This window comes from Bdellovibrio sp. SKB1291214, from assembly GCF_002209355.2.
GTDB lineage: Bacteria > Bdellovibrionota > Bdellovibrionia > Bdellovibrionales > Bdellovibrionaceae > Bdellovibrio.
On the sequence record NZ_CP106855.1, the window covers coordinates 95,252 to 108,200 of the forward strand.

At 45.4% G+C, this 12,949-nt stretch carries 10 protein-coding genes; 8 read left to right on the forward strand and 2 right to left on the reverse strand.

The genetic code is table 11. The features are described 5' to 3' along the window. Nucleotides 1–22: 22 nt before the first annotated feature. The 8 genes from B9G69_RS00480 (at nt 23) to B9G69_RS00515 (ending at nt 10,409) form a co-directional block, all read left to right on the forward strand. Nucleotides 23–2,704: an alpha-1,6-glucosidase domain-containing protein gene (locus tag B9G69_RS00480; protein ID WP_254916980.1), complete on the forward strand. Its 2,682-nt coding sequence runs from the start codon at nt 23–25 to the stop codon at nt 2,702–2,704. Then, a complete protein-coding gene (locus B9G69_RS00485; RefSeq protein WP_088616533.1) occupies nt 2,704–4,902 on the forward strand; it encodes an extracellular solute-binding protein in 2,199 nt (732 codons plus the stop codon). Before B9G69_RS00480 ends, B9G69_RS00485 begins: the two co-directional genes overlap by 1 nt. Then, entirely contained in the window at nt 4,902–5,720 is an 819-nt protein-coding gene (locus B9G69_RS00490; RefSeq protein ID WP_088616532.1) for a sugar ABC transporter permease, read from the forward strand. Before B9G69_RS00485 ends, B9G69_RS00490 begins: the two co-directional genes overlap by 1 nt. A gap of 1 nt (nt 5,721) precedes the next feature. Next, on the forward strand, nt 5,722–6,765 hold the full coding sequence (locus tag B9G69_RS00495) for an ABC transporter ATP-binding protein (protein WP_088616531.1): 1,044 nt from the start codon (nt 5,722–5,724) through the stop codon (nt 6,763–6,765). Nucleotides 6,766–6,773: 8 nt separating this feature from the next. Further along, nucleotides 6,774–8,219 carry an alpha-amylase gene (locus tag B9G69_RS00500; protein ID WP_088616530.1) on the forward strand — a complete coding sequence of 482 codons (1,446 nt, stop codon included), beginning with the start codon at nt 6,774–6,776 and terminating at the stop codon, nt 8,217–8,219. 7 nt (nt 8,220–8,226) lie between these two features. Beyond that, a complete protein-coding gene (locus B9G69_RS00505; protein WP_088616529.1) occupies nt 8,227–9,207 on the forward strand; it encodes an ROK family protein in 981 nt (326 codons plus the stop codon). Nucleotides 9,208–9,444: 237 nt separating this feature from the next. Next, nucleotides 9,445–9,729 (forward strand): hypothetical protein, encoded by a 285-nt coding sequence (locus tag B9G69_RS00510; protein WP_088616528.1) that lies wholly within the window; start codon nt 9,445–9,447, stop codon nt 9,727–9,729. Between the two features lie 155 nt (nt 9,730–9,884). Further along, complete coding sequence (locus tag B9G69_RS00515; RefSeq protein WP_088616527.1) at nt 9,885–10,409, forward strand: hemerythrin domain-containing protein; 525 nt, start codon at nt 9,885–9,887, stop codon at nt 10,407–10,409. A 142-nt stretch (nt 10,410–10,551) separates the two neighbouring features. On the opposite strand, the gene B9G69_RS00520 is transcribed toward B9G69_RS00515, so the two are convergent. Next, a complete protein-coding gene (locus B9G69_RS00520; RefSeq protein ID WP_088616526.1) occupies nt 10,552–11,766 on the reverse strand; it encodes a glucose-6-phosphate isomerase in 1,215 nt (404 codons plus the stop codon). A gap of 36 nt (nt 11,767–11,802) precedes the next feature. Beyond that, nucleotides 11,803–12,948 carry a metallophosphoesterase gene (locus B9G69_RS00525; protein WP_088616525.1) on the reverse strand — a complete coding sequence of 382 codons (1,146 nt, stop codon included), beginning with the start codon at nt 12,946–12,948 and terminating at the stop codon, nt 11,803–11,805. Nucleotide 12,949: the final 1 nt, after the last annotated feature.

The window sequence follows — 12,949 nt, forward strand, 5'->3', positions numbered from 1 at the left end:
TTAGCAAAAATAAGGGGATACTTTGCTAGATCGAAAGCTGAAGCACTTTTGCGGGACATTTATTATCATTGCGCTAGCGTGTCTATTATTAGACAGCGCAAAAGCTGCAGCCCCTGCACGCGCGCAATGGTTGAGTTCGCAAAAAATGTTGGTCAAACTTCCGCAGGGCTTGCGAGTTGCCGACAACATGATGTTTCAACTTGCCAATAGCGACATCAATTTCAAAGACGTTCCACGGACTTATCCTCTGCCCGTTATTCAACGTCAGGACAATTATGCGGTCGTCAGTACAGCTTCTTTAAACCGTCAGATTATTGAAGATTTGATCCACAGACCTCTCAAGGTTTTCGTAACCAACGATCAAAATCAGCTTCTTGATTCAACGCCCATTCAATATGCGGGTCTTTTGGATGAGCTTTACGCTTATCGTGGCGGCGATCTGGGAGTAACGAATCAAGGTGCTCAGTTTCAAATGAAACTGTGGGCTCCAACAGCGTACTCGGTGCGAGTGGCTTTGTTTGCTTCGCCCACAGCGATGCAATCAGATGTTGTACTTGTTCCGACTTATCAAAACGGTGTATGGACGACACTTGTTCCTCGCCAGTATCAAAATTATTTCTATCTGTATGAAGTGACTGTGTATCAACCACTGACAGACCGTATGGAGACGTCCCTAGTGACTGATCCCTACAGCATGAGTCTTGCGATGAATGGCGCGAAATCTCAACTAGTAGATCTGGATAGCGCCGAGTCTAAACCATATGGATGGGATACCTTAACAAAGCCCCAACTCAACTCTTTCAAAGACATAACAATCTATGAATTGCACATCCGTGATTTCAGCGCGAACGACGAAAGCATTCCTTTCGTTTACCGCGGAACTTACGATGCTTTCGCACAAAGTGGCAGCCATGGTGTTCAATACCTAAAGTCTTTGGCTGATTCCGGTCTAACTCACGTACATCTTTTGCCATTCAATGATTTTGGATCGGTGAACGAAGACCGTGCAACATGGGAGACGATCAATGCTTCGTCATCAAATCTGCAAGATGCGCAAGGTGCCTTAGCGCAGATTCGTTCTCGAGACGCTTTTAACTGGGGTTATGATCCGGTTCATTTCTTTGTTCCAGACGGCAGTTATGCGATGGACCCTCAAGGTTTGTCTCGCGTGCGGGAAACCCGCGCGATGGTGCAAGGTTTGAATAACTTGGGTCTGCGCGTGGTTCAAGACGTGGTTTTCAATCACACCTACGAAAACGGGCTAAGTGCTTTTTCGGTCTTTGATAAAATCGTGCCTCTTTATTATTACCGTCTGACGGATGACGGTTATACTTACAATAGCTCTTGTTGTGCAGACACGGCCAGCGAACATGTGATGATGGAAAAGCTGATTGTTGATTCCGTCGTTCACTGGGCAAAAAACTATAAAATCGACGCTTTCCGTTTTGATCTGATGTCGTTCCACTCTCGCTCCACGTTGATGAAGGTGAAAGAGGCTTTGCGCTCTTTGACTCCACAACGTGATGGTGTCGACGGGTCTCGTATCTATATATATGGTGAAGCTTGGCCATTTGGTTCGTTCTATAATCAGAACCCCCAAGAATCGATGAGCCAACTGAACGCTTACGGTACTGGTATTGGTTTCTTTAATGATCGTTTGCGTGATGCGGTTCGCGGTGGAACAACAAGTTCTTCGGAAAAATCAGATCAAGGTTTCGCAACCGGTTTGTATTTCGATTTCAATCAAGAGCCCGCAAATCAAAACACTCCTGCAAACATCAATGACCAAATGGATAAAATTCGCCATTTGGGTGACGTGATTAAAGTGGGCCTAGCGGGTAACTTACGTGACTTTACATTCCGCGAACACTTCGGAAATGTTATTTACGCCGGCAATCTATTATTCCGAAACAGCCCCGTTGCCACATCTGCCGAGCCCATTGAAACAATCAATTACGTCTCTGCTCATGACGGTTATACGTTATGGGATGCAGTTCAGGCCAAGGCTCCATTCTATACGAATGGTCGTCTGCCACAGACGGCAACTGCTTCTGAACGCCAACGCATGCATCAACTGGCGATGGCTATTCCAATGCTTTCCCAGGGTGTTCCGTTTATGGAAGCCGGCGTGGAGCTTCTTCGCTCTAAAAATGGCGACCAAGACTCTTATGATTCTGGCGACTATTTTAATCGCATCAACTGGCGTGCTGACGACAACTATTGGGGTCAAGGCTTGCCACCTGCTTGGAAGAACTATAACGACTGGTCGTTCTGGTTGCCTCGCTTGCAGAATCAAGATCTGAAAGTTAATCCGGCTTTGATTTCGCAAACTGCGAATTATTATAAAGCTCTGCTACGTCTGCGTAAGAACAACTCCTTGTTCAAAATGAACACATTGGATGAAGTCATGAAAGGTTTGGTTTTCATTGATAATGAAAACGTCATCGAGCCTGGCTTGATCTCCATGGTTCTGCATAACGAGCGCGAAGCTCTTTTGGTTATGTTTAATAGCTCGAGAGTTCCTCGAGTGTTTTCTCACAAAGTACTGAGTTATAACTGGGCTTTCACGCCTGAGTTTGGTCCGAATGTGGATCCTATGCTTTCGCAAGTGATCCTCAATCGTCCTCAGTCACAGATCCAAATTCCTGGCATGACGACAGTTGTGCTGAAGTTGAATAAGGGTCCATTTCAGGGTGTTAAATAATGCGGTATTATTTGTTTCTTTTGATTACGTTCTGTTCGATGGCTGCCCAAGCGGAGAAAATGCGTATCCACGTATGGCACCAAATGATCTATGGCCACCGTCAAGTTTTGGCGGAGGTTCTTAGGGAATTTGAAAAACAAAATCCTGATATCATCGTGCAGGCAACCTATCGCGAAACTGAAGAGCTTCGCAGTGGATATCAATCCGCCGCGATGGGCGGTTCAGGTCCCGAGTTAGTCTATGGACCTTCTGACCAAATCGGTCCCTTCGCTACAATGGGCATCATTCGCCCTTTGGATGAAGTCCTGGGCGCTGAATATTTCAAACAGTTCGATCCTCTGGCGGCTCCGACTTATAATGGTAAGCACTTTGCTATCGGTGATGGTGTCGGTAATCACTTGATGTTGATCTATAATAAAAAGTTGCTGCAATCTCCTCCAAAAAATACAGATGAATTGATCGAATTTGGCAAAAGACTGACTGTTGATAAAAACGGCGACGGTCGTGTGGATCAGTGGGGATTGGTCTTTAACTACACGGAGCCTTTCTTTTTTGCTCCTTTCATTCCCGCGTTTGGCGACGACTTTATTAAAGACGAAATTAAACCAAATCTGAACACGCCAGCCCTTGCGAATACATTCCAATTTATTTTGGACATGCGTGATAAATACAAAATCATCCCCAAAGAGTGTGACTATGAAACGGCCAATGCTCTGTTCAAAGACGGCAAATCTGCGATGCTTATCAATGGTGACTGGTCTTGGGGTGACTATAAGGAAGCCAAAATTGATTTCGGCATCGCGCGCATCCCCATGGTTTCAGGAACTGGTAAGTGGCCAGCTTCTTTAGTTGGTACAAAAGCTTATTCACTTAACGTGAATATGAAATCACCAAAACATCTGGAAGCCGCGGTTAAGCTTTTGACTTACTTAACATCCACTCCAGTGCAGCTTCAGTTCGCAGAAAAAGTGGGCACCTTGCCATCAAACCTTGATGCGCGCGAATCTGATATTGTTAAAAACAATCCGCTGTTAAAAATTTCTGCAGACATCATGGAGGTGGGTCATCCACTGCCGATCGTGCCTGAAGTTCGCGCCATCTGGGACAGTTTGCGTATTCAATACCAAAAAGTTCTAGCTGGCAGCTTGCCTCCACAAGTGGCGGCTGAAGGTGCACAGAACTTAGCAGAAAAACAAATCGCTGAAATGAACGAAGTCTTGCAACCAGACGTGGGTGCCTACATCGTTAAAGCCATCTTTGCATTAGTGATTCTGGGTGGTTTATGGATGAGCCGCGGCTCTTTAATGGGTTTCATTAAAGGATTCCAAGGTCCGAATCGCTTTGCGTACTATATGATGCTGCCAGCGTTTATCGGAATCTTTGCAGTCATCGTTTATCCGTTCTTTTATAATATCGCGATTTCGTTTTCGAACTTCTCATTAAGAACATTCCAGGACTGGTCGATCGTAGGCTTCACTCACTACATCAATGCTTTGATGGACCCTAAGTTCTATTCACTGCTTTTGAAAACTGTGATCTGGACAGTTGTGAACGTGTTCTTCCACGTAACATTGGGTGTATTCTTAGCGGTTGTTATCAACCAAGTGATGCCATTCAAAGGTTTCTGGAGAGCATTGCTGATCATCCCATGGGCAGTCCCTCAGTACATCACGGCTTTAACTTGGAGAGCGATGTTCAATCAGGAATACGGCCCGATCAACATCATGCTGCAAAAGTTTTTGCACATGTCCCCGATCCAATGGTTAAGCCAACCTACAACCGCTTTTGCAGCTTGTATCATCACCAACGTATGGCTGGGCTTCCCATTCATGATGATCGTGGCTTTGGGTGGTTTGCAGTCGATTTCTAATTCTCTGTACGAAGCGGCGCGCTTGGATGGTGCAAATGCCTGGGAGCGTTTCCGTCACATTACTTGGCCGCTGCTATTACCAGTAATGGCGCCTGCAGCATTGCTGGGTTCTATCTGGACATTTAATAATTTGAACGTGATCTGGCTTGTTTCCAACTCGGGTGAACCTGGGGACCAAACACACATCTTGGTTTCTTACGTTTATAAAGCAGCGTTTAACTTGTATCGCTACGGCTATGCAGCCGCTGTTTCTGTCATCATTTTCTTAATCTTGGTTATCTGGGGCTTAGGAATGCTTAAGTCTCAATACAAAAAGGAGACGCAGTAATGATTAAACGTATCCTTGCATGGGTTGCGATCCTTTTATTTGCAGCGTTTTCACTGTACCCGATTATTTATGTGATCTCGGTGTCTTTACGCGGAGACAACGCTTTCCAAACACAATCTTTGGAAATCATCGGACCTAACTCAACTTACAGAAACTTTGTGGACCTTTTCACAAAAACAGATTTCTTGGTGTGGTTGAAAAATTCCTTGATCATCAGCTCAGTGACAACGTTTGCAGGCGTGGCGTTGGCTTCTTGCAGTGCCTATGCTTTATCTCGTTACCGTTTTCGCGGTCGTAACTCGATGTTATTCGCTTTGTTAACAACACAAATGTTCCCGGCGACGATGTTGATGCTTCCGTTCTTTATCATCTTGTCGCAACTGCATCTGATCGACAGCTTCTGGGGCTTGTTCATCATTTACTCTTCGACGGCGTTGCCATTCTGTATTTGGCAGATGAAAGCTTATTACGACACGATTCCTCGCGAGCTTGAAGAAGCTGCGCTTTTGGATGGTTGCTCCCGCTGGATGATCTTTACCAAAATCATTTTGCCGGTGTCTTCACCAGCACTTGTGATCACGGCACTCTTCAGCTTTATGTCGAGCTGGTCCGAATACGTGATTGCAGCTGTGGTTCTGCAGGACCCACAGCTTTACACTTTGCCGTTGGGACTTCGTTCGTTCCAGGCAAGTTTAGCGACTCAATGGGGCTTGTATGCTGCAGGCGCATTGATCGTCAGCGTTCCAGTTTTAGTTTTATTCATCAGTATTTCCCGTTATTTGGTATCTGGTCTGACAATGGGAAGCGTGAAGGGTTAATATGGCGACTATTGAATTTTCTAACATCGCAAAAAGCTTCGGTACTGCCAAAGTTCTTAAAGACATCAATTTGGAAATCGCTTCCGGTGAATTCCTTGTGCTTGTGGGTCCTTCTGGTTGCGGTAAATCCACGTTACTTCGTACTTTGGCGGGTCTTGAAACTTTGGATTCAGGAACTATCAAAGTCGGCGGCAAAGTTATCAACAATGTTGAGCCTCAAGATCGTGATTTGGCGATGGTGTTCCAAAGCTATGCCCTTTACCCGCACATGACGGTTGAAGAAAACATGGGCTTTGGATTGAAGTTGCAAAAACTGTCTGTCACGGAAATCACGAAACGCGTGAAAGAAATAGCGGATCTTTTGCAGATCTCCCACCTATTGGCTCGTCGTCCAAAAGAACTTTCGGGCGGTCAACGTCAACGTGTGGCTTTGGGTCGTGCTTTGGCTCGTAAAACTCCGGTGATTTTGTTTGACGAACCTCTTTCTAATTTAGATGCCCATTTGCGCACGCAAATGCGTGTCGAGATCAAACGCCTTCACGAAAACTCTAAGTCCACAATGATCTATGTAACCCATGATCAAATGGAAGCGACAACTATGGGTGATCGAATCGCCGTTCTTAAAGATGGCGTGATCGAACAGGTTGGGACTCCAACAGAAATCTATCACCGCCCTAAAAACATGTTCATCGCCAGCTTCATAGGCTCCCCTGAAATGAATTTCATTGAAGGCGCCGTGGTACGCCGCATGCCTTGGCCAGAAGCTCAAAAGGCTGATCAAGTTTTGGGTATTCGCCCTGAAAGCTTCAGATTCAATAATGGCGATCTGAAATCAAATGAAGTGGCACTGGGTGATTTTACGGTAGAACTTTCAGAAAATCTCGGTGGTCAGCAGATGCTGCATGGCCAATTAGAGGGACAAACTGTGAGAATTATTACGGATTCTATGGATAAATTTTCTAAGGGACAGAAGGTTTCCTTAAAAATTGATCTGACAAAAGCTCACCTGTTTGATAAAAAATCAGGCCAGAACCAGCGTCTATAGGAGACCCCATGTTCTCGAAGTTGCAGCGTACAATCCTATTCGTAGCCATCTTATTAGGTACTACTTCGGCGTTCGCTGCCCCGAGAACAGTTTTTGTTCAACTCTTCGAGTGGCCGTGGAGAGAAGTTGCACGTGAGTGTGAGCTGTACCTGGGACCTTCTGGTTTTTCTGCCGTTCAAGTTTCCCCTCCCCATGAACACGTATCTGCGAATGGCGCCTGGTGGGAACGCTATCAAGTCGTTAGTTATAAAATGGAATCTCGTGGTGGTTCCGAAGCTGAATTCGCCGACATGGTTCGCCGCTGTAATAAGGCGGGCGTTGATGTTTATGCTGACGCTGTTTTAAATCACATGTCGGGTTTCCCATCCGGTGTGGGCTTTGCGGGCTCTACGTTCACGCACAACAATTATCCAGGTGTCTATAGCCCTAATGACTTTCACTACTGCGGTCGTAACGGCAATAACAATATCGTTAATTATCGTGACCTGTATGAGTTGCAAAACTGCCAATTAGTCGGCCTTGCCGACTTGGCCACTGAGTCCGCGTACGTTCAGCAGAAAATGGCTGATTACCTTAATCACTTGTTGGATTTAGGTGTCTCGGGCTTCCGTTTAGACGCTGCCAAACACATGCCTTCAAAGGACTTGGCCCAAATCACAAAACGCATGAAACGTTCTGCCTACGTCTTCCAAGAGATCATTCATGAATCTTATGGACCCGTGACCTATGACGAATATTTTCCGGCTGGTGATGTAACTGCTTACGAATACCCGTTCATTTTAGGTGGCAGTATTAAGTACGGTCACCTTGGTAACTTGCTATACATCGCTAAGAACTTACCAAGCAGCGACCATTCTGTGGTCTTCGTCACCAATCATGACTTGGAAAGAACCGGTGATGGCAACATCCTTCGCTACAATGGTTCAGACAATTCGATCTATCGTTTGGCGCAAATCTTTATGTTGGCTTATCCGTATGGCTATCCACAGGTTTACTCTGGATACGACTTCAATTCTTACGATCAAGGTCCGCCATTAGGTTCTGATATGCGCACGTTGGGCATCTTGGCGCAAAACAACTCCTGTGTAGCTCCATGGACTTGCGAACACCGTCTGCCTGAAGTGGCTGCGATGGTGAATTTCAGAAACCAAACTGATAAAGCGTTCTATGTATCCAACTGGAACACGGATAACACGAACTTCGTGTCCTTCAGCCGTGGTGGATTAGGTTTCGTGGCATTGAATTTCTCTGGAAACTCGATGAATCTGACTTTGCAAACAGGCTTGCCTGCGGGCGCTTACTGTAATTTGACTGGCCCGTCTTACAGCCGTCAATCCCGCAAGTGTTCAGACATGAAATACAACGTCAATTCTGACGGAACTATCAATGTGAACTTGCCTCCTTACTCATCTCTGGTACTTTTGAACCGCGATCAAAATAAACGTACAAAGTAAGAGAATCATGACTAAAAAATCTTATACTATTGGCTTCGATTTAGGTGGAACTAAACTGGCGGCAGCTTTATTGGACAACAATGGAGACATGCTTGATTTCATCAAAGTTCCTGTCGACATGAAACGCGAGGGCTCTGCCCAAAAAACTCAAAAGCGCGTGATCCAAGTGATGGCTGACATCGCTCTTGATTTCAAAAAACGTTTTCCTAAAGAAACATCCGCTTCTGTTTTCAAAGGTATCGGCCTAGCCAGCGCAGGACCTTTGAATGCTGAAGAAGGCAAATTAGTAAATCCCGTCAACTATCCTGGTTGGAAAATCGTTCCGATCCGTGACTTGGTTGAAAAAGAAATCGTTAAACGCGGTTTCAAAACCAAAGTTTACTTTCAACACGATGCGACCGCTGCAGCCCTGGCTGAAGGCTGGGTGGGCGGAGCCAAAGGCATGAAGTCCTTTGCCGTTGTGACTGTGGGAACTGGCGTTGGCTCAGGCATTATCTTTAACGGTATGCCTTGCCAAAGCAGCGGCATGGGCTCTGAATGCGGGCACTTCGTTGCTGATATGGTTGGCTTGAAAAATAATCCTGATAAAATTCATCACTACACGGTGGAAGGTCTTGCATCGGGTACAGGGCTTTTGCGTCGTGCAAAGGAAATGGGATTCACGGGGAACTCTGTCGAGGAGTTGGTTGACACCAAAGATTCTAAGTACAGCGGACTTTATTCTGATATGGCCTTTGCGTTGGCTCTTTTGTGTCACAATCTTTCCTTGGCGTTTAACTTGGAAAAAATCTTTATCAGCGGTGGTTTGATTAAAATCAAAGACCTTTACTTCAAAGAGTTGAAAGCGAACTACTCTAAAATCATTCGTCAGATCAACACCGATCTTGAGTGCAAAATCGAAATCGCTAAAACGAAAAATCACGCCGGTGTTTTGGGTGCGGGATATCTTCCGCATCTTTACGGCAAGCACACGGCTAAAAAGAAGTAATCTTCTCGAAAAACCTGTCGGCACCTAGAACCGACAGGTTTTCAATTCTCAGTCATTTTTGACTATCAGAAGACTCAGGTTCGGTAAATCAGAGTTTGGCCTCGAACCAAAACTCCCCAAACGGGGAAATACTCCACATTTGCCCATTCACATATGTCGTTTAACTTAAATGTATTTGTTTATAGCTATTTCCGTAACGGCCCTCTCTTTGCAATTCTATTTCAGCAAGGAGAACTTATGAAAACATCCAAACATCAAGATGACGTTCAACTAACTAAAAAAGGTCATCCACCTCTTAAAGAAACTTTAGAAACCTTGAAAAAAAATGCAGCACAAATCGCCGAAGAAAAACAAGGCGGCGATAAATCCGATCACGAATCCATCGATGAATTTCAACAAAAGCCTTTGTCTCCATTAGATAATGCTAAAGGCAAAATTGGTGTTCCGATTTTACTTTGGTTCATGGGCGTGCCGGGTTTTGCTGTGATTTTACTGTGGTTCTTCTTTTTCCGCGGCGAATAACATCCCATTTTACAATCCCAAAAAACCACACCCAGGGGGCATTAATCCTCTGGGTTATTTATTTTTTACATCCCTAATGTCAATAAAATCCAATTGAGAGGTTTGGCACGGTAGGACCGCTGATTGCAAAGGGAACCGCTTAGGAGGTACTTGCAATGGAACATCTGAATCATCCCAAAGCTCATCCAGATGACATCATCCAGTTGATCAAAAAAGATCACAAACCGTTGAAGAGTCTCCTGGCAATTTTGAAAAACGACAATGTACCGTATCTAGAAAAAAAAGACGCATTCCAAAAACTCGCACCACTGTTAGAGGCCCACATGAAGCCCGAACAGGAAACATGGTACAAGAGCCTTAAGCATGACCATGCATTCACGGTTGAGATCACAGAAGGCGAATTGGAACATCGCCTGGCCGATCAAATTTGCAAGGACATGAAAATAACTACGAATGAACGTTCGTTTATGTCCAAAGCCAAAGTCCTTGCAGAAATGGTTGATCACCATATCAAGGTGGAAGAAAGGGACCTTCTGCCTGATTTTGAATCTGCCACGACGCTTGATGAACGCATCGAGCTCGGTCTGATTTATTTGGAAATGCAACAGCGAATTGAATCCCTGCAAAATGCCGAACGCCACCAGTTCTCAGCTTCTTCGCTCAACGATATGCAGGGTTAGTTACTTCGGCACAGCCGAAGAGAGCCAGAAGCGAAAGGGCGCTCCCGTTTGTGTGTTCGGGAGCGCCCTTTTTTTAATTTAATTTTTCAATGATGTACGGACTTACCTGCGAAGTAAGTAACTACCTTTTAAAGGTAGGGACTTACTTTTTAAGTTTTGCTTTTGCCAAAACTTTGCCGGCTTCCACACCTGGCTGATTGAACGCATCGATTTTCAAGTATTCGCCCAAGCCTGCAACGACTAATTGCCAGAACATGAACAAGTAACCCAAAGTTTCTTCGTCCAATGTTTTTGTCTTCAAAGTCATGGTGGAAACTCCGTTCGCGACCAGGGCTTCTTGGGTTGCTAAGGCTTCGGCTTTTAGCAACTCGCCCATCGTGCGACCTTGCAAATCCATGGTTTCTTTAAATTGAGCAGTTTTAATTTTTAGTGAACCGCCCTCAGCCTCTTCCACGCGTTGGAAGATCACGAATTTATCTTTCGTACCCTCCATCACTTGTTGAAGGATCGAGTGCTGATCAGAAGCACCGATAGCTGCGATTGGTGTGGATACGCGAGGAGCTGGAGTTCCAGCACGAGTCACCGGTTTACCCAAAGACTCTGCCCACAACTGAGCAAACCAACCACCAAAATCTTTCATACGAGAACTGTATGACCACAACAATGTGATCCACTCGTCACGACCGTATGATTGAATTACTTGGGCCATTGTTTGAGTCACAGTCGCGGTATCAAGAAGTGCGCGTTTTGCACCAACACGGAATTTTTCCAGATCCAGGCCCATGAAAGCTGCCGGGAACATACCTACTGGAGAAAGCACAGAGAAACGACCGCCGATATCAAGTGGAATCTCACACTCAGGCACATTGTGCTTACGAGCCCACTCCGTCAAAGAACTAGATTTTGTTTCAGAAATGACGATGGAGTTTGTTGGAAGGTGAAGACCTTCGTCTTTGTACACTTGATCCAGAAGTTCCAAGGCACATAATGATTCAATCGTTGTACCGCTTTTAGAGATAAAGGCCCATGCAACATCTTTGAGGTCGCCCAACTCATCAATCAAAGTTTCAAATACCAAGGCATCCACGTTATCAACAAAGAAAACGTTGTGAGCGTTGAACACTTCGCGAATAACACGAGTTCCTAGGGAAGACCCGCCAAGACCGACAATGACTAGTTTTTTAAACTTCGCCGCGAAATCGGCTCCCGTTTTGTGAGATTGTTGCCACAAGTTGATACGCTCAACAAGTTGTGGGAAGCCGATCTCTTTTCTTTGCAAAAACAATTTCAAAGAAGACTGGCATTCCTGAATAAGATTTTCGGGATTGGTGTGTTTAGCCTGCGTGATTTCCAACATCGTGATTCTCTTTTCCAACAGCGGTTGCTGGAAAAACTACGAAATCGCGACGTCTTCCTCGATCCGGTGATAACCCTTCCACTCTTTCAGACGACCCCGTGGGCGTCCTCCGTCTTCCGGGTATTCAATCAAGCAATAGGTCAGTTTCGTGATTTTTCCAAGTGACACGATATCTAAAGAAGTGATCTCAGTCCACGTTCCTGTGTTAAAATATTCTTTGTGTTCCGACCATTGACGATACTGGTAAACGTGAGTGTGTCCAAAAACCACCGTATGCACTCGGTCATCGCCCAGAATTTTACGCGCTGATTCACTCAAATCCGGGAAGATAGCGCTTTCCAGGATGACTTGGATAATCCGTTTCATGGGCCAGTTACGGCGGGAGTCCTTTACGAACACGCTTCTAAGGAAGTACTTGTTCGCCATAAAGAAAGCTTTGACCATCGTCATGGTTTCATTAAGTAGCGCCCACCGAACCATTTTACCAAACGGACGAATTTTATCGATATGGGGATAGGTTTGTTTAATCCTTAACACCACTTCCAAAAAGAAGTGCGAGCCAAACGGCAAATTCAGGATGGGCTCCACCAAATTCTTTTTTAGGAAAAACTTTTTGGGATCCATACGATTTGCGGCTTCATGCATGTGACCGTGTTCGATATGCACCCCATCAAAGAAGTACACGATGTTTTTAAAACGAACTGGCGCACCCACCACTTGATTCACATAGGCCCGACAAGCAGGCCACAGCATCCCTTGATCGTGATTTCCCACGATATAGGTGATTGATTTTCCAGGCTTGGCAGCAAACTCCGCCATGGCTTTAAAGACGTTCTCATGGCCTTTAACGATGTCTTTCAGAATATCAAGAGTCACAGCCTCCGTGATAACGGAGAGGAAGTGCCCTTTGTAATCGCACTGCAAGAAGTTAAAGAAGTCGCCGTTGATAATGAGTTCTACTTCATAATCACGGTACACACCTGTTGAATAGTAATGGATGAATTCTACGAGTTTATCGCCGTAGTAAAACTCCTCGAGAGAGTTGATCCCACCTTCCGCCAAAAGGCGTCCCTTGCCCAGATGCAAATCGCTGATAACCACCTTAATTTTTTTAACAGGTGCGGGCTTGGCAACGACTGCGCCGCCTTCGCTGGATTCTGCTACGGGTGATGTGGGTTCCATG